The following is an 18,752-nucleotide window of genomic DNA, read 5'->3' as shown; positions in this document are numbered from 1 at the left end:
CTGAGCCGCGCACCGCGCTCGCCGAGCCCCGGCCGGGGCGGGGCCGCCGGTCAGGCGCGCTGGGCCCGTCGTAGCCAGAGCAGGCCGGTGACCGGGAGGAAGATCGGGATGAAGAGGTAGCCCATGCCGTAGTCCGACCAGACCGTGGCGTCCGGGAAGGCGGACGGTTCCACCAGCGTCCAGGTGCCGACGGTGAGCACGCCGACCAGTTCGGCCGCGCAGCACAGCAGGGCCGCCCGCCGGGCGCCCTCGCCGCCGCGCACCAGCGAGACCGTGATGAACGCGTACACCAGCGCCGAGACGGCCGAGAGCACGTAGGCCAGCGGCGCCTCCTCGTACTGGGCGATGAGCTGGTAGATCGAGCGGGAGGCGGCGGCGACGGTGAAGACGCCGTAGACCAGGACGAGCAGTCGGCCCGGGCCCTCGCCGATCGCCAGGCGGCGGCCGCGCCGCTCCGGCTCGCGGGCGCCGGCCGGCCCGGCGGCCCCGGCCCCGGGCTCGGGGGCCTCGGCCGGGGGCGTCTCGGACTCAGGCATGGCCGCTGCCCTCCCACACGTCCCACAGCCGCACCTCAAGCACCGCGAGCACCACCGCGCCCGCGGCGACCGTCACCGAGCCCCAGCGGGTCCGCTCCGAGAGCGACATGAACCCGACGGCGGGGATCGCGCAGGCGGAGCCGATCAGATAGGCCACGAAGACGGTCGTGCTCTCGTCGGGCTTGTCCCCCTGTGCCAGCCGTACGATCCCGATCACGAGCTGTGCCAGTGCCAGCACCGTCACCACGGCCATGCCGATGAAGTGCCAGTCCTTGGTCGGCTGGTCGAGATAGGCGGCGTGGCCGCACCACGCGGCGAGGGCCAGTGCGGTCAGACTGACCGCCCACGTCAGCGCGTCGAACACCGGCACCTCCGCTCGGGGGTGCGCGCGAGGCGGGGGCGCACACAGGGATTGACAGCCATGCGACGACTCTAATGGCCCCCGCCCCTGCCCCGGCCCGCGACCCCTGGGCGCCGTCAGGCCGTCCCACGGCGGCGCATACGCTGGCCCGCCATGAGAATCTCCGCGGCGGCCCTGCTCTTCGACAACGACGGCACCCTGGTCTCCTCGCTCGCCTCGGTGCGGCGCTGCTGGACCCGCTGGGCGGGGGAGTACGGGGTGAGCGCGGAGGAGTTCGCGCGCGTCGAGCTGCACGGCCGGCCCGCCGTCGAGATCATCGGCGACCTGCTGCCGGCCGAGCGGATACCGGGCGCGCTGGCGCGCATCGACGAGTTGGAGGCGGCGGACGTGGCCGGCGGCGTGACGCTGCTGCCCGGCACCGCCGACCTGCTCGCCGCCCTGCCCGCCGACCGTTGGGCGGTGGTGACCTCGGCCAACCGCCGGGTGGCCACGGCGCGGCTGCCCGAGGTGGGCATCCGGCCAGGTCAGCTCGTCTGCGCCGACGACGTGCCGCGCGGCAAGCCCGACCCGAGGCCCTTCCTGCTGGCCGCGCGGCGCCTGGGCGTGGACCCGGCCCGCTGTGTGGTCTTCGAGGACGCCCCGGCCGGACTCGCGGCGGGCCGGGCCGCGGGCATGAGGACCGTGGCCTTGACCACAACCACGCCCGTGGGCGATCTTCACGCGGACGTCGTCATAAAGGATCTTTCGTACGTATCCGTGCAGGTCGGGGCCGATGGGTTGGAATTGATCATCGACGAACGGTCATGATCACGCGCTGTCCACGCCTTGACCGGGCGAGTCCGCCATTCGGACAGGCTTGATCGAGCCACGAGCGTGTCTGGTTTACTTGCCCGCATGACCACCACGAGCAGCCGCGCCACAGCGACCGAGGCGAACATGACGCCCGGTGCTCGTTGTATGTGTCGAATGTGTGACCGCTGAGGGCCCCTGCCGGAGCCTCGCGCCCCGAAGCGAGACCGTGCGCCGCAGCGTGTCCGTACGCACCGCGTACGAACCCGAGACGCGCCCCGCGCCGCCGGAAGCCGGAGCCGGACAGTGATGACCGCGCTCGCCGGAGAACTCCGTATGCCGTGTTCCGCAATGAATGCCCCGTGCCGGCACTCCATCCGCCGCGCACTCGACAGTGACGGAAACCCCCTGTGATCACCACGACGGGCCTGACAAAGGTCTACCGCTCACGAGGCCGCGAGGTCACCGCGCTCGACGGCGTCGATCTGCACGTCCGCGAGGGCGAGGTGTTCGGCGTCGTCGGCCAGAGCGGCGCCGGCAAGTCCACCCTCATCCGCTGCGTGAACCTCCTGGAGCGCCCCAGCTCCGGCACGGTCACCGTGGCCGGCTCCGACCTGACCGCGCTCGCCGGCAACAGCCACCGCGCCAGCGCCGCGCTGCGCCAGGCCCGCAGCCGCATCGGCATGGTCTTCCAGCACTTCAACCTGCTCTCCTCGCGCACCGTGCAGGGCAATGTCGAGCTCCCGTTGGAGATCCTCGGCATATCCGGCAAGGAGCGCTCCCGCAAGGCGATCGAGCTGCTCGGCCTGGTCGGCCTCGCCGACAAGGCCAGGGCCTACCCGGCGCAGCTCTCCGGCGGGCAGAAGCAGCGCGTGGGCATCGCCCGCGCGCTGGCCGGCGACCCCAAGGTGCTGCTCTCCGACGAGGCGACCTCCGCGCTCGACCCTGAGACCACCCGCTCGATCCTCCAGCTCCTGCGTGACCTGAACCAGCAGCTCGGCCTGACCGTGCTGCTCATCACGCACGAGATGGACGTCGTCAAGACCGTCTGCGACTCGGCCGCGCTGATGAAGGGCGGACGGGTCGTGGAGACCGGCACCGTCTCCGAGCTGCTCGCCACCCCCGGCTCCGAGCTCGCGCGCGAGCTGTTCCCGGTCGGCGGCGACGCGACCGGCGCGGGCCGCACCGTCGTGGACGTGACGTTCCTCGGCGAGGCCACCAGCCAGCCGGTGATCTCGCAGCTCGCCCGTACGTACAACATCGACATCTCGATCCTCGGGGCGGCGATGGACACGATCGGCGGGCGCCAGGTCGGCCGGATGCGTATCGAACTGCCCGGCTCGTTCGAGGAGAATGTGGTGCCGATCGGCTTCCTGCGTGAGCAGGGCCTGCACGTCGAGGTCGTGCCCGGCGGCGCGGCCTCTCCCGCCGCGTCGGCCGCCTCCGCGCAGGCCGTCGCCGCCCCGGCCGAGGAGGGTGCCAAGTGACCTGGTCCGAGATGTGGCCCGCGCTGAACGACGCCAGCCTCGACACCCTGTTCATGGTCTGGTGGTCCACCGTCTACGCCGTCCTGGGCGGCCTGCCGCTCGGCGTGCTCCTGGTCCTCACCGACCGGGGCGGCCAACTCCAGAACGTCGTGGTCAACAAGACCGTCGGCGCCATCGTGAACGTCGGCCGCTCGCTGCCGTTCATCATCCTCATCGTCGCGCTGATCCCCTTCAGCCGCTTCGTCGTCGGCACCTCCATCGGACCCACCGCCGCGGTGGTCGCGCTGGCCATCGGCGCCATCCCGTTCTTCGCCAGGCTGGTGGAGACCGCGATCCGCGAGGTGGACGGCGGGCTCGTGGAGGCCGTGCAGTCGATGGGCGGCGGCACCTGGACCATCGTCTTCAAGGTGCTGCTGCCCCAGGCGCTGCCGTCCCTGATCGCGGGCCTGACCACCACCGTCATCACGCTCATCAGCTACTCGGCGATGGCCGGCGCGGTGGGCGGCGGCGGCCTGGGCAACCTGGCGATCGTCAACGGCTACCAGCGCTCGGACGACCGGCTGATGCTGGTCACCGTCATCCTGCTGGTCGTCGTGGTCACCATCGTGCAGTTCATCGGCGACGTGGTGGTCCGCGTCATCGGCCGCCGCACCGGCACCATCCCCGCCGGCGCGAGCTGGCTGCGGCTGCCCCGGCCGCGCAAGGCCGCCGACGCCACGGCACCGAAGGCCGCCACGCCCGACGTCGCCGACCGCGCCGCGCTCGCCACCGCCACCACCGCCCCCGCGACGGCGGCCGAGGCCACCACCTCGGCCAGCGCGGTCAGCACGGCCGATGAACCGCCCGCCCAGCGGGCGACCCTGACCAAGGCCGAGACCGATGCTGAGCCCGAGGCCGCGCCGGCGCCCGACGCCGGCCGGCCCGACGACGAGCCCACGGCATCCGCCCAGCCCCGGACCGGCTGACCCGCCGGCCCCGCACCACACCCGCCCTCCCCGTCCCCACGCCAGCCCGGACCCTTTGCCGGGCGTACCACTCGCGACAGCCAGTGGTTGGAAACCGTCCAGAAAGAGGCACTCTTCGTGCGCAACACCATCAAGCTCTCCGCCGCCGCCGCGGTAGCCGCCGCGGCCGCCCTCGCCCTCAGCGCGTGCAGCGCGCCCTCCGACTCCAAGGACAGCGGCGACGAGGACTCGGCGCTCATCGTCGCCGCGAGCCCCACGCCGCACGGCGACATCCTGAAGTTCGTCAAGGACAACCTGGCGAAGAAGGAAGACCTGAAGCTGGAGGTGAAGGAGTTCAACGACTACAACCTCCCGAACACCGCCACCGAGAACGGCGAGGTCGGCGCCAACTTCTTCCAGCACCAGCCCTTCCTGGACGAGTTCAACAAGAAGAACGGCACCCACATCGTGCCCATCGTCAACGTCCAGATCGAGCCGCTCGGCCTCTACTCCAACAAGGTCAAGAAGCTCTCCGACCTGGGCTCGGGCGACTCGATCGCGCTGCCCAACGACGTCAGCAACGAGGGCCGCGCGCTCAAGCTGCTCGCCGACAACGGGCTGATCGAGCTGAAGCCGGGCGTCGGAAGCGGCGCCACCCTGAAGGACATCAAGGACAAGAAGGGCCTGAAGCTCACCGAGCTCGAGGCCCCGCAGATCCCGGCCCGCCTCGGCGACGTGGACGCCGCCATCATCAACGGCAACTTCGCCATCGGCGCCAAGCTCAAGCCGGCCACGGACGCGCTCGCCCTGGAGAAGGCCGAGAACAACCCGTACGCCAACTTCCTCGCCGTCAAGAAGGGCAAGGAGGACGACCCGCGGGTCAAGAAGCTGGCCAAGCTCCTGAACTCGCCCGAGGTCAAGAAGTTCATCGAGGACAAGTACGAGGGCGCCGTCATCCCGGCGTTCGGCGCCCCGAAGGGCTGATCCACCCCCTCGACGACCACGGCCCCGCGCACCCCTCGGGAGTGCGCGGGGCCGTCGCGCTTGGCACATGAGCGGCCGCATGCTGCATGCTGGTGCACTCAGACGGCCCCGGGCACATACATCTCTCCGCGTTGGAGCAGCGCATGACACGCACCTTTCCGGACGTATCCATCAGTACGGACCGGCTGGAGCTGCGCCCCTTGGAGCTGGCCGACGTCCTCCCGTTGACCGAGATGATGAACGACGAGCAGATCGTGGCCTGGACCTCGGTCTCCCACCCCTACACCGCTGACCGGGCCCGCGACTGGATCACCCGGCGCGCCCCGATCGAGCGCACGCAGGGGCGCGGCATCGTCTTCGCCGTCTCCGAGTTCCTCACCCAGCGCCTGGTGGGCGTCGTCACCCTCTTCCACACCGACTGGCGCACCCTCTCCACCGAGATCGCCTACATCACCGCCCCCTGGGCCAGGGGCGAGGGATACGCCAGCGAGTCCGTCCTCGCCGTCGCCGACTGGCTCTTCCGCTCCCAACGCTTCGAACGCCTGGAGATGCGCACCGCCGCCGACAACACCGCCGCCCAGCAGGTCGCCCAGAAGATCGGCTGCATCAGCGAGGGCGTGCTGCGCAACGCGTGGATAGCCCGCTCGCGCACCGAGGACGGCGGATGGGCGGACATCCGCACCGACCTGATCGTCTGGAGCCTGCTCCCCGAGGACCTCGACGGCGGCCCCGGACAACACGTCGACGACTCCGGCTACGCCACGCTGCCCAGTTGGCGCTGAGCGGCCCGCGGCACCGGTCTGGACCAGTCGGGGGTACGCTCACCGTGACCCCGCCTGCCACGCCGCCCACGGCTCGGTAGCGCCGGCCCGTACGCGCTCCGCCGCCCGGCCCGCACGACCCCAGTTCCCGCCCTCCCCGCGCGACCGCTCTCCCAGGTCCCCGCGGGGTCCGCGATCACAGCCCAGGAGACTGACACAGATGGCCGACCGCGTCACGGTGATCGGATGGGACGGCTCCCCCCTGACAGACGCGGCCCGCTCCGCCGTCGGCGCCGCCACGCTGGTCGCGGGCGCGGCCCACCACCTGGCCCTGCCCGAGGTCCCGCCCGGCGCCGAACGCATCCGGCTCGGCAGCGTCGACCTGGCCGCCCGCCGCATCGCCGGACACCGGGGCTCGGCCGTGGTCCTCGCCGACGGTGACCCCGGCTTCTTCGGCGTCGTACGGGCGCTGCGCGCCCCCGAGCACGGCCTTGAGGTCGAGGTGGTCCCGGCCGTCTCCGCCGTCGCCGCGGCCTTCGCTCGCGCCGGCATGCCCTGGGACGACGCCCAGGTCGTCAGCGCCCACAGCCGCGACCTGCGCCGGGCGGTCAACGTCTGCCGGGCCCACCCCAAGGTCGCCGTCCTCACCTCGCCCGGCGCGGGCCCGGCCGAACTGGCCCTGCTGCTCGGCCCCGTGCACCGTACGTTCGTCATCTGCGAGGCGCTGGGCACCGAACACGAGCGGATGACCGTGCTCACCTCGGACAAGGTCGCCGACCACACGTGGCGCGATCCGAACGTCGTCATCGTCATCGGCGGCGCGGGCCAGACCACCGCCCCGAGCAGCCCACAGGGCGGCAGTTGGATCGCCGGCCGCGACCCCGGCTACCCGCCGGCCATCCGTGGCTGGGCGCTGCCCAGCTCCGCCTACGGCGCCGCCGCCGACCGGGGCGAGGGCGAGTCCCGCTGGCTGCGCGCCGGCCAACTCGCCCGCCTCGGTCCGCGCGTGGGCGACCTGGTCTGGGACATCGGCGCCGGCAGCGGAGCCGCCGCGGTCGAGGCGGCCCGGTTCGGCGCGGCGGTCATCGCCGTCGACCAGGATGCGGACACCTGTGGCCGGATCGCGGCGGTCGGTCGGCGTTTTCAGGTGCAACTCCACGTGGTGCACGGCACGGCGCCGCAGGTGCTCGAAGACCTGCCGGAGCCGGACGTGGTCCGCATCGGCGGCGGGGGCGCGGCCGTCGCCGCCGCGTGCGCCGCCCGCCGCCCCGAACGCATCGTCACCCACGCCGCCACCCGTGACCAGGCAGAAGCCATCAGCGTGGCGCTCTCGGACGGCGGTTACGGCGTCGAGTGCGTCATGGTCCAGTCGATGGAGATGGACGCGCGGGCCTGGTCGGAGCGCGACCGCGCGGTCGCCTTCCTGATCTGCGGGCACCGGCCCCACCCGTGACCCCCGCCCGGTGGGCCCGGGGTAGGCTGGCGGACCGTTGTACTGCCGTTCGGCTCGGGCCGTGTTCGCGCCCGTGACCTGGGCGCACCGCATCCGGTGGGGCTCGCGGTACGACGGGCGGGGGGACGCGCCACGTGCCGCGCAGCGCGGACGCTCGTTCTTGCTTGAAAGCAGTTGGAAGGAGCACTGAGCGATGGGCGAGGGGTACGCATGACCGACACCGGCGAGATCCCAGGCGAGGGACTGCCGGCGAACGCAGGCGGACAGCCCGGAGCGCCGCGCCCGGCGGATGCTCGTGCTAACGCCGACGTCGCACCAGGCAACCCACCCGGCCAGGCGGGCCGCCAGACGGCCGTGGCCTACTCCTTTGACACCGACGAACACGAGGACCACCCCGACCACATGGACCAGGGCGAGCACGGTGAGGACGATGATCTGCTGCTGATGCCCGGTGCGCAAGGGGCCTGGATGGAACAGCAGCCGCGCTACCACCAGACGCCGCCCCCGGCCGCCCCCGCCGCGGCCCAGCCGGCGCCGGCCGGCACGCACGCGGCGGGCGGTCGGGACACCGGCTCGCTCGCGTACGACGAGGTCCGCGACGCCCAACCCGGCGCGCCCGGCCAGCCGCTGCCGCAGGCCCAGCCCGCCCCGCACGAGCAGCCCGCGCACCGCCCGCCGCACTCGGGCCCGCCGCTCGCGGAGCAGACCGGCGGCGTCGTACGGTCCCTCGCCGACCGTGGCCCGGCCGGCCCGCGCACCCCGGCGCGCCCCCAGGGCGCCCCCACGGGCGGACCCGAGTACCTCGACGGAGCCGGCGGCACCGACGGGTCTGAGCTCCCCGGCACGGCCACCGCCCAGGGCGGGACGCGGCGGGCCGAGTCCTGGCAGGCCCAGCCCCGGCCGCAGTCCCCGGCAGCCGCGTCCGCGGCCCAGCCCGGCGCGGGCGCCCCGGCAGAAACGGTCGGCCACCCGACGGGAGCCCCCGCCACGGGCCCCGGCCCACAGCCGGACCCGGCGCGCCAGGCGAGCGCCACCGGTGCCGAGCGGCAGGGCGCGCCCGCCACGGCGAACCCCGCGCCGCGCCAGGCGGCCGGCCAGACCCCGCCGCGCCCCCGGCAGCCGCGTTACGAGGCGCCGCGCGTCGTCGGCCGCCCCCCGGTCGCCTCCCCGCTGGTGGGTCCCGCCCCGAGCCCCGCGCGGACGGCCTCCGCCACACCGGCCCCCGCCACGCCGGCGTCCGGTGCCGCCCCGACCCCGCCCGTCGAGGGCCCCGCCCGACAGACGCCGGCCGCCGCCGAAGCGCCCGCCGCCACGCCCGCGACGGCTCAGGGCGCGGACGCGACGCACCCCGCGCCGCCCACCGGCACGCCCGCCGACGGCGAGCGGCGAGCCGCCGCGCCGGCACCGGCCAACGCCGAACAGCGGCCCGGACCCACGCACCCGACGCCGGCTCAGCCGGCCCCCGCCCCGCAGCCCGTACGGCCGGGCCAAGGCGAAGCCTGGCAGCAGCCGGCTGGTCAGCCGCGGCCCGGCGCGCCCGCACCGGCGGCGCCGGAGCCCGGGACGCCCGAGCCGGCGCCCGGCGCGGCGATAATCACCGACGCCACGACACCACCAGCAGCAACACCAGCACCGCAGCCCACCGCCCCGAGCGCGCCGGCGCCCGCCGCCGCGCCGCTGCCCGCCGAGGTGCCGGCCGACGCCGCGCCGACGGCCGGTCAGCAGGGCGGTACGGCGCAGCCGGTGGGCCCGCTGGCCGCGCAGCCGCCCGTCGACGCCGAGCCCGCGCCGCAGCGGGACCAGGCCCCCGGGTCGCCCGTGGCAGGCCCCCCGCCGGCGCAGGCCGGTGCCTCCCACGCGACCACGCCGCCCACGGGCGTGCCCGCACAGGCCGCGGCCGGCGGTGCGACCGCGACGGCCACGGACCAGCCGCACGCCGCGCAACAACCCACGGGTGAGCCGGTGGAGGGCGCGCAGCAGGCTTCGCCCCCGGCGAGCGGGTCGAGGGGCGCGCGGCGGCGACCCCGGCGCGCGGCCGCGGTCGAGAACGTGCCCACCCCGGCCGACCCGAGCGCGGTCCCCTCGGGCACGGGGCGCCGGCGCAAGGTCACCAACGCCCCAGCGGAACAGGCCCCCGTGGCCCAGCAGCCCGCCGCGAAGGCCGGCGCGCAACCCGTAGCGCCCCAGGGCGCGGAGCCCGTGGCCCACGCCACGGCCACCCAGCCCGGTGCCACGGTCCGACCCTCCGCCCCCGCCGACGCCGGCCCGAGCGCGGCGGGCGTACCGCTGCCCGTCGACGCCGACGGCCACGCCGACGCGGGTACGGGCGGGATGACGCGCGCCGGAGCGCGACCCGCGCCGGAGGCTCCGAGCGAGCCCGAGCCCGCGCCGGCCGAGGGCGCGCAGCCGGCCGAGGGCGCGCCCGCGCAGCCGACCACCCCGACGGACGCGGCGACTTCCGCCCCGGAGGCGGCAACTCCCGTCCCAGGCGAGGCCCCTGCCGTCCCCGGTGAGGAGTCCGCGCCACTGTCCGCCGACGCCGCTACCGCCACCACCGGCCCGGCGAAGGCCGCGACCGACGCCCCGAGCGCGCCCGCCACCGACGCTCCGACCACTGAGCCCGTCGCGGCCGAGCCCACCGGCGCGAAGTCGCAGCCGGACGCGCAGCCGACGCCGGAGGCGGCCCCCGCTTCCGGTACGGGGCGCGGCCGACGCGGCGCCGCCCACGCGGCCGAGCCGGCCGAAGCCCGGCCCGTCCCCGTGCCGCCGCAGGCGGCGGGGCAACCAGAACATCCCGTACAGCCCGTACGGTCCGCACAGCCCGAACAGGACGCACCACTGCCTGCCGAGACCGCACCCCAGACCACGCCCGGCGCCCCCGTCGGCGCGCAGCCCTCCGCCGCCGGCGCGCCGGCCACCCCCGTGGCCCCGCAACCGACCGGAGCCGCGCAGCCCGCCGGTACGCCCCAGGGCACCCCCGCCACCCCGGCGACCGTCCCGGCCCCGGCACAAGGGGCCCCGGCGCCAGAGGCCGTGGCTCCGGCCGCAGCGTCAGCCACCGCCCAGGCGCCCGCCGTTGACGCGCCGACCGCCCCGGCCGCGCCGGCGCAGGGGGACGCCGCGCCGGCCAAGCCCACGCCGTCGGCCAAGTCGGCGACCAAGGGGCGGGCCACGGCGAAGCCCCGGCGTACGGCGGCGGGCGGCGCGCCCGTTGCCGGCGCCGCCAACGCACCGAAGCCCGGCGCCGGTACGGCCGCCGAGCCCGCGACGGACGAGGCAACAGAGGCAACCACGGCCGAAGCCACCGCGCCCGCCGCCGACCAGCCGGCGCAGCCGGCCGCCACGGCGCCGACGGACCAGCCGCCCGCCGCCGCCGAGGCGGTGGACGCGGGCGCACAGGACGCCCCGGCCGAGGCCGCCCCCGCGCAGAGCGCGGAGCAGGGCAGCCCGGCCGCGCCGCAGGGTCTTGCGGCGGAGCAGGCCAGCACCGCCCACGCCGCCCAGCCGGCCGATGCCCCGGCTGCCGAGGCGTCGGGCAGCGAGGCCGTAGCTGAGGAGTCCGAGGGCCCGCAGGAGGCACCGGCGGCCGCCAAGGACGCCCAGCCGGTTGAGCCCGCGCCCACCCCCGCGCAGGGCGGCACGCCCGCGACCGACGCGGGTCAGCTGGCCGCGCCCGCCGCCGCATCGGCCGTGGACGCGGATGCGGACGCGCAGCAGTCGCAGCCCACCGCCGGGGATGCCGAGCAGTCCGCTGAAGCGGCGCAGGCCACGGGAGCGGCGCAGCCTGCGGACGCGGTGCCGTCCGCCGAGCCGGACGGCCAGCAGAAGCAGCCCGCCACGGCGACCGGGCAGGGCGCGCCCGCCGGCCAGACCCCGCAGCCCGCCGAGCCGCAGCCCGGCACGGCCCCCGCCGACGCCGGCCAAGGCGGCGCCACCCCGGCCGACGGCGTACCGGCTGGCGACGTACCGGCCGATGCCGCGTCAGGCGACGCCGGCCAGGGCGACTCACCCGCCGCCGAGACCGACGCCGCGCCGGACGCCGCGACCCAGGCCGAGCCGGCCCAGGAAGCGACTCCCCAGGCAGCACCCGCCCAGGACGCCTCCACCCCGGGCGCGGCAGCCCAACAGGCTCCCGCCGAGGAGAAGGGCAAGGGCGAGGACAAGGGCGAGGAAAAGCCCGCAGCCGAGGCCGCGTCGCCCGGCGAGCAGCAGCCCGCCGCGACCGCGCCGACGGCCGAGGCGCCCCAGGACGCCAACCCCACCGCCGATGCGACCGACCAGCCGGCCGCCGAGCAGCCCGCGGCGGCGCAGCCGCAGGCCGCTGGGCAGGGCCAGCCGGCGGGCGTGCCGGCCGCGACCCAGGAGTCCGCACCGGCGCAGGAGTCCGCGCCGTCCCGGCCGACCGCCGTCGCGGCAGCCGGTGCCGCCGAGTCGGACGGTGCCGAGCTGGGTGCCGCCGGGCCGAGCACTCCCACGTCGGCCACCGGCGAGCCGGCCGCCGCGCCGGCCGAGCCGGCTGACCGGGCCGAACCGGTTGACGGGGCGCCCGCGCAGGGCGCAGCGCAGAGCGGTGCCGCGCCCGCGGGCTCCGACACACCGGTTGCCACGGACGGAGCCCAGACCATGCAGGAAGCCCAGCCCGCAGGCCCCGAGCCCGCCGCCAACGGGGCCGAGGACAAGGCCCAGGCCCCGGCCGACGGCCGTCCCGCCGAGGCGGACGCACCCGCCCCGGCCGGCGCGCCGGCTCCGGCGACCGTGGCCGCCCAGGCGGCGCCGGCGCCCGAGCAGCCGCGTACGGCCACCGAGCCCGCGCCGCAGGCCGCGCCCCCGGCGACCGGTGGCATCCCCGCCGCGCGGTCCGCCGAACCGAACGCCGCCACCCACGCGCCCGCGTCCGTGGCCGCTGCTGTCCCCGCGCAGGCCCGACCTGCCGCCGACGGCGCGGAGCCAGCCCAGGGCGGGCCGGCCGAGCCGGCGACCGAGACTGAGCAGACGCAGACGCAGACGCAGACGCAGACGCAGACGCAGACGCAGACGCAGACGGATGCGGAGACGCAGACACAGGCGCAGGCAGCGGTCGCGCCGCCGCGTCCAGCGGCCGAGGGGTACGACGAGGCCGAGCGTGCCGCCGTACACCGCGTGATGCGCGAACGCCGGGACATTCGCAACGGGTTCCGCCCGGACCCGATCCCGCACGAGGTGCTGCTGCGCGTCCTGGAGGCCGCGCACACCGCGCCCAGCGTCGGCCACTCCCAGCCGTGGGACTTCGTCGTGATCCGGTCGGCCGAGACCCGGCGCACGATGCACGAGTTGGCCCAACGGCAGCGCGAGGCGTACGCGAAGTCGCTGCCGAAGGCGCGGGCCAAGCAGTTCAAGGAACTCAAGATCGAGGCGATCCTCGACACCCCGGTGAACATCGTCGTCACCGCGGACCCCACCCGTGGCGGGCGGCACACCCTCGGGCGGCACACCCAGCCGCAGATGGCGCCGTACTCCTCCGCGCTGGCGGTGGAGAACCTGTGGCTCGCCGCCCGGGCCGAGGGCCTGGGCGTGGGCTGGGTGAGCTTCTTCGACGAGCGCGAGATGGTGCGCGCCCTCGACCTGCCCGAGCACCTCGAGGTCGTGGCCTACCTGTGCGTCGGCTACGTGGACGAGTTCCCGGCCGAGCCCGAACTGCTGCAGGCGGGCTGGTCGAAGCGGCGCCCGCTGTCGTGGGTGGTGCACGAGGAGACGTACGGCCGGCGCGCGCTCCCCGGCGAGCAGCCGCACGACCTGCTCCAGGAGACGCTGCGGGGCATCCGGCCGCTGGACGCCAAGGCGCTCGGCGAGGCGTGGGAGCGGCAGAAGCGGATGACCAAGCCGTCGGGCGCGCTCGGCATGCTGGAGATCATCTCGGCGCAGTTGTGCGGGCTCTCGCGCAAGTGCCCGCCGCCGATCCCGGAGCCCGCCGCCGTGGCGATCTTCGCGGGGGACCACGGCGTACACGCCCAGGGCGTCACGGCGTGGCCGCAGGAGGTCACGGGCCAGATGGTGGCCAATTTCCTGGCCGGCGGCGCGGTGTGCAACGCGTTCGCCAACCAGGTCGGCGCCGAGGTCTGCGTCGTGGACGTGGGCGTCGCCTCCGAACTGCCCAGCACGCCGGGCCTGTTGCCGCGCAACGTGCTGCCCGGCACGGCCGACTTCACGGCCGGGCCCGCCATGTCCCGCGAGGACGCGCTGCGCGCCATCGAGGTGGGCATCGAGACGGCCCGCGACCTGGTCGCCGCCGGCAACAAGGCGCTGCTCACGGGCGAGATGGGGATCGCCAACACCACCGCGTCCGCCGCGCTGATCGCCGTCTACACCGGGGCCGACCCGGCCGAGATCACCGGCCGTGGCACCGGCATCACCGACGAGACGCTGGCCCGCAAGGTGGACGTGGTCCGCCGCGCCATCGAGCTCCACCAGCCGGACCCCGCCGACCCGATCGGGGTGCTCGCGGCGGTCGGCGGCCTGGAACACGCCGCCCTGGTGGGCTTCCTGCTCGGCGGCGCCTCGCTGCGCACGCCGGTCATCCTCGACGGGGTGAGCGCGGGCGCCGCGGCGCTGGTCGCCCGGGCCATCGCCCCCGAGGCGCTGGCGGCCTGCATCGCCGGGCACCGCAGCGCCGAGCCCGGTCACGTGGCGGCCCTCACCAAGCTGGGCCTGCGCCCGCTGGTCGACCTCGACCTGCGGCTCGGCGAGGGCACCGGCGCGCTGCTGGCCCTGCCGGTGGTGCAGAGCGCCGCGCGGGCCATGCACGAGGTGGCCACGTTCGACGCGGCGGGCGTGACCGAGAAGAACTGACCGCCTGGCCGGGCCGGTGTGAGGGCGGGCGCCCCCGCACCGGCCCGGCCCCCGCCGCCCGGTAGCCGAGTGCCGCCGGTGCCCGGACCGCCCGCCCACGGGCCCGCGACCCGCTCGCCGGGCCCGGCGCCGGCCAACCCGCCGGGCCCCGCACCACCGCCTCCGCCCACGCGGCCCCCTGCCCGCCCCCGTAAGGTGTGCGCAGGGCCCGCGCCCATCCTGACCAGCCGCTCCGGTGCAGTAGCGGCGCCTTACGCCGTACGAGGAGCCGTACCGTCATGTCCGAGAATCCCGCCTACCCCGTAGGGCTGCGCCTGAGCGGACGGCGCGTCGTCGTCATCGGCGGCGGCCAGGTGGCACAGCGCCGGCTGCCGGCGCTCATCGCGGCGGGCGCGGACGTCGTGCTCATCTCGTCGTCGGCCACCCCGTCCGTCGAGGCCATGGCCGACGGCGGCGAGATCCGCTGGGAGCGCCGCCGCTACCGGGACGGCGACCTCGCCGACGCCTGGTACGTGCTGGTCGCCACCAACGACCCCAAGGCCAACGCCGCCGCCTCCGCCGAGGCGGAGGCGCGCCGGGTGTGGTGCGTACGCAGCGACGACGCCGAGGCGGCCACGGCCTGGACCCCGGCCACCGGGCGCAGCGACGGCGTCACCGTGGCCGTCCTCACCGGCCGCGACCCGCGCCGCTCCGCCGCCCTGCGGGACGCGATCGTCGAGGGCCTGCGCGACGGCACCCTGGCCGCCCCGCACCACCGCCTCGCGGCCGACGGCCAGGCGGGTGCGGCGGACGCGACGGAGACCGGGGCGGGTGGGGCGCCGCTGCCCGGGGTTGCGCTGGTGGGCGGCGGTCCCGGCGACCCCGACCTGATCACCGTGCGCGGCCGGCGCCTGCTGGCCGCCGCGGACGTCGTCATCGCCGACCGGCTCGGCCCGCGCGACCTGCTGGACGAGCTGCCTCCGCACGTCGAGGTGATCGACGCGGCGAAGATCCCGTACGGCAGGTTCATGGCCCAGGAGGCCATCAACGCGGCGCTCATCGAGCACGCCAGGGCGGGCAAGGCGGTGGTACGCCTCAAGGGCGGTGACCCGTTCGTGTTCGGCCGTGGCATGGAGGAGGCCGAGGCGCTCGCCGAGGCCGGGATCCCGTGCACGGTGGTGCCCGGCATCTCCAGCTCCATCAGCGTTCCCGGCGCCGCCGGCATACCGGTCACGCACCGTGGCGTGGCCCACGAGTTCACCGTCGTCAGCGGCCATGTCGCCCCCGATGACCCGCGCTCGCTCGTGGACTGGGCGGCGCTCGCGAAACTGCGCGGCACCCTCGTACTGCTGATGGCCGTCGAGAAGATCGGCGCCATCGCCGCCGCGCTGGTCAGCCACGGCCGCCCCGCCGACACCCCGGTCGCCATCGTCCAGGAGGGCACCACGGCCGCCCAGCGCCGCGTGGACGCCACGCTGGCGACCGTCGGCGAACGGGCGAAGGCCGAGGGCGTGCGCCCGCCCGCCGTCATCGTCGTCGGCGACGTGGTGACCGTCGGGCCCAAGCGGCCGGCATAGCCGGCGCGGCGCGCCCACCGCCGCGCCGCCCGCCCCCGCTCCGCCGCCCGCCCCGCGGGCCCACGCCCAGGACCAGACAAGGCAGTATCAGCACGTGGCCGAACTCATCACCATCGACGACCCCGCCGACCCGCGCCTCGCCGACTACACCGACCTGACCGACGTCGAACTGCGCCGCAGGCGCGAGCCCGCCGAAGGGCTGTTCATCGCCGAGGGCGAGAAGGTGATCAGGCGGGCCCTGGGGGCGGGGTACGCCATGCGCTCGATGCTGCTCTCGGCCAAGTGGATCGACGCCATGCGCGACGTCATCGACGAGGCCCCGGCCCCGGTGTACGCCATCGAACCCGCCCTGGCCGAGCGCGTGACGGGCTACCACGTGCACCGTGGCGCCCTCGCCTCGATGGCCCGCAAGCCGCTGCCCGAGGCCACCGAGGTGCTGGCCGCCGCGCGCCGGGTGGCCATCCTCGAAGCCGTGAACGACCACACCAACATCGGGGCGGCGTTCCGCAGCGCCGCCGCGCTCGGCATGGACGCGGTGCTGCTGTCCCCGGACTGCGCCGACCCGCTGTACCGGCGCTCCGTCAAGGTGTCCATGGGCGCCGTCTTCTCCGTGCCGTACGCCCGACTGACGACCTGGCCGCGCGACCTGACCCAGGTACGCGAGGCGGGCTTCACCCTGCTCGCGCTGACCCCGGACGCGAAGGCCACCTCGATCGACGAGGCCGCCCCGCACCGCCTGGAGCGCGCGGCGCTGCTGCTCGGCGCCGAGGGCAACGGCCTGTCCCGACACGCCCTGGCCGCCGCCGACGCCTGGGTGCGCATCCCGATGGCGCACGGCGTGGACTCCCTGAACGTCGCGGCGGCCGCGGCCGTCGCGTTCTACGCCGTCACCACGGGCCGCCCCACCCCCTAGGTGCCCGCCCAGCGACCGACCCGGCGTCAGTGGCCCGCGACCCGGGCAGGGTCGGGCGGGCCGGCCGGAAAACGTGGATCGGCGGCCGGCCGCGCCCGAAGAGCACGGCGACGCGCCCGCGGGGCGGGGGAGGGGCAGCCGCCGCTAGCCGCGCCCGGACGGCGCGTGCGGCGCTTCGGCGGAACCCCGCGCCCCGTCGGCCTGGCCGGCGTCGTACGGCCGGTGGTCCGCAGCGTTCTGCCCCATGGCGTGGCCGGTCGTGGCGGTCGGCGCCGGGCCGCTGGGGCCCAGCCCACGGGTGGGGCCCTGACAGCCCTGCGCCGCGGCGATGCCGAGTGCCACCAGCAGCGTCACGACGACAAAAACGATAAGTCGCTGCCGCAGCAGCCGACGACTGGTCTGTGCCGGCCGGCGCCCCGTGGCCGTACCGCGCCCCGACGTCCGCCCGTCCACGCGGCGCCCGGGCCCCCGCGCCCCCGTGGTGCGGCTGCCCGAACGCGGCCCGCCGCCCCCGGTCCTCGCGCCTGCCCCGCTCTGGGGCCGCGCCGCCGGGTGTCGGGACGCGTCGGCCGGGCGGGGCACCGAACCGCCCCCGGTGCGCGGCGCGCCGCCGCCACCCGTACGCGCCCCCGGCCGCGCGGCCGCGCCGGAGCGCGGCGCTCCGCCGCCCGTACGGCCGGACACGGACCCGGGGCCGGTACGGGCTCCGGGGCCGCGCGCGACGGGCCCGCGCGGCGCCTCACCGCGCGTCGCGGCGCGACGGGGCGGGGGAGAGCCGCCGGTGCGCCGCTCCGTGCGCTGCCGCGCGTACTCCTCGGCCAGCCGGCCGCTCGGCCGCTCGCCGCGCTGCCGCGCCGCCTCCTGCGGGTCCACGCGACGCGCCGGCGGCAGGCCGTGCGCCTCGCGGGCGGCGATCTCCTTGAGCCGCAGCGACAGTTGCAGCGTGCTCGGCCGGTCCTCGGGGTCCTTCGCCAGGCAGGCGTGCAGCAGCGGCGCGAGCGCGTCGGGCACGCCCGCGAGCTGCGGCTCCTCGTGGACGACGCGGTAGAGCATGACCTCCGAACTCCCTTGCCCGAAGGGGGAGTCGGCGGTCGATGAGTAGGCCAGGGTGGCGCCGAGGGCGAACACGTCCGTCGCCGGCGTCACGGCCGCGCCCCGCACCTGCTCCGGGGCGAGGAAGCCGGGCGAGCCGACGGCCGTGCCCACGTGCGTGAGCGTGCTGGCCCCGGTGGCCCAGGCGATGCCGAAGTCGATGATGCGCGGGCCCTTGGGCGAGAGCAGGATGTTCGACGGCTTCAGGTCCCGGTGCACCACGCCCGCGTCGTGCACCGCGAGCAGCCCCTCGGCGAGCGCGGCCCCGATCGAGGCGACCTGCGAGGCGGGCAACGGCCCGTCGTCGCCCACCTTGTCGTGCAGTGAGGGCCCGGGCACGTACTGGGTCGCGAACCAGGGGCGGTCCGCCTCCAGGTCAGCGGCCACCAGCCGCGCCGTACAGCCGCCCCGAATCCGCCGGGCGGCCGAGACCTCCCGGGCGAAGCGCGACCGGAACTCCTGGTCCTCGGCCAGGTCCGGCCGGATCACCTTCAGCGCGACCCGCTGGCCGCGCCGGTCGGAGCCCAGGTAGACCACGCCCATCCCGCCCGCACCGAGCCGCCGGTGGAGCCGGAACGAGCCGACGACACGCGGGTCCTCGCGCCGGAGCCGCATCATCGCCATGTCCGTCCCCTACCTCCGGTGGGGAGGCCCCACACTGCTGCCCGTCTGACGAGCCACAGCTTACGGATTGACGGGGCGGTGTGCGCAGAGGCCGCGCATGCGTCGGGGGGCGGATTGTCGGCGCGCGTCACTCCACCGGCGCGCCGGGCCAACGCCGCGCGGCACCCGGGCCCCCGCCGCCGGCGCCCGCCCAAGGGGCCGCCGCCGAACGGGGATTGGGCCCGCGAACGGAGGCCGCGCACGGAGCGTGGTCGGTACGGGGGAGGCCGCGCGCGACAGCGCGGCGCCGGCCCGTCGTCGGCACCCCGAGGGCGGCCGCGCGGCGTCCGGGTCGGCCCGCGACGTGAGGGATGTCACCCGGGGGCGCGACGCCACAGCACGCCGCGGGGCGGCCTGGCCCAACCGGGCGGACGTCGCGGTTCCGTAT

10 protein-coding genes and 2 pseudogenes are annotated in these 18,752 nt (G+C 76.3%); 9 read left to right on the top strand and 3 right to left on the bottom strand.

Translation table 11 applies throughout. The features are described from left to right. Positions 1-50 precede the first annotated feature (50 nt). On the bottom strand, positions 51-536 hold the full coding sequence (locus OYE22_RS04190; protein ID WP_277319138.1) for a hypothetical protein: 486 nt from the start codon (positions 534-536) through the stop codon (positions 51-53). After that, positions 529-900 carry a hypothetical protein gene (locus OYE22_RS04185; protein WP_277319137.1) on the bottom strand — a complete coding sequence of 124 codons (372 nt, stop codon included), beginning with the start codon at positions 898-900 and terminating at the stop codon, positions 529-531. The genes OYE22_RS04190 and OYE22_RS04185 overlap by 8 nt, the downstream gene beginning before the upstream one ends. Before the next feature lie 150 nt (positions 901-1,050). Between OYE22_RS04185 and OYE22_RS04180 the strand changes: the two genes are divergently transcribed. The 9 genes and pseudogenes from OYE22_RS04180 (at position 1,051) to OYE22_RS04140 (ending at position 16,609) form a co-directional block, all read left to right on the top strand. Beyond that, positions 1,051-1,704, top strand: a complete 654-nt coding sequence (locus OYE22_RS04180) for an HAD-IA family hydrolase (protein WP_277319136.1) — start codon at positions 1,051-1,053, stop codon at positions 1,702-1,704. A gap of 392 nt (positions 1,705-2,096) precedes the next feature. Further along, positions 2,097-3,173: an ATP-binding cassette domain-containing protein gene (locus OYE22_RS04175; RefSeq protein ID WP_277319135.1), complete on the top strand. Its 1,077-nt coding sequence runs from the start codon at positions 2,097-2,099 to the stop codon at positions 3,171-3,173. After that, positions 3,170-3,823, top strand: a pseudogene (locus tag OYE22_RS04170) (methionine ABC transporter permease); the annotation flags it as partial. The gene OYE22_RS04175 and the pseudogene OYE22_RS04170, both read left to right, overlap by 4 nt. A 432-nt stretch (positions 3,824-4,255) precedes the next feature. Further along, a complete protein-coding gene (locus tag OYE22_RS04165) occupies positions 4,256-5,101 on the top strand; it encodes a MetQ/NlpA family ABC transporter substrate-binding protein (RefSeq protein WP_187089446.1) in 846 nt (281 codons plus the stop codon). A gap of 143 nt (positions 5,102-5,244) precedes the next feature. Next, positions 5,245-5,883, top strand: coding sequence for a GNAT family N-acetyltransferase (locus tag OYE22_RS04160; RefSeq protein ID WP_277319134.1), 639 nt, complete (start codon positions 5,245-5,247; stop codon positions 5,881-5,883). A 199-nt stretch (positions 5,884-6,082) separates the two neighbouring features. Then, positions 6,083-7,315, top strand: a complete 1,233-nt coding sequence (gene cbiE, locus OYE22_RS04155) for a precorrin-6y C5,15-methyltransferase (decarboxylating) subunit CbiE (RefSeq protein WP_277319133.1) — start codon at positions 6,083-6,085, stop codon at positions 7,313-7,315. 4,884 nt (positions 7,316-12,199) lie between these two features. Then, a pseudogene (gene cobT / locus OYE22_RS04150) lies at positions 12,200-14,140 on the top strand (nicotinate-nucleotide--dimethylbenzimidazole phosphoribosyltransferase); the annotation flags it as partial. A gap of 278 nt (positions 14,141-14,418) precedes the next feature. Continuing rightward, the gene (gene cobA / locus OYE22_RS04145; RefSeq protein WP_277319132.1) at positions 14,419-15,696 is read left to right on the top strand and encodes a uroporphyrinogen-III C-methyltransferase; all 1,278 of its coding nucleotides are present in this window, start codon (positions 14,419-14,421) and stop codon (positions 15,694-15,696) included. Between the two features lie 94 nt (positions 15,697-15,790). Then, positions 15,791-16,609, top strand: a complete 819-nt coding sequence (locus OYE22_RS04140) for an RNA methyltransferase (protein WP_277319131.1) — start codon at positions 15,791-15,793, stop codon at positions 16,607-16,609. Between the two features lie 144 nt (positions 16,610-16,753). Here OYE22_RS04140 and OYE22_RS04135 read toward each other — a convergent pair whose 3' ends face one another. Then, on the bottom strand, positions 16,754-18,325 hold the full coding sequence (locus tag OYE22_RS04135) for a serine/threonine protein kinase (protein WP_277319130.1): 1,572 nt from the start codon (positions 18,323-18,325) through the stop codon (positions 16,754-16,756). Between the last annotated feature and the right edge of the window lie 427 nt (positions 18,326-18,752).

Origin of the sequence: Streptomyces sp. 71268, assembly GCF_029392895.1 — a bacterium.
Classification (GTDB): domain Bacteria; phylum Actinomycetota; class Actinomycetes; order Streptomycetales; family Streptomycetaceae; genus Streptomyces.
The sequence above is the reverse complement of the archived record's forward strand: the minus strand, read 5'-3'. Positions and strand labels throughout refer to the sequence as shown.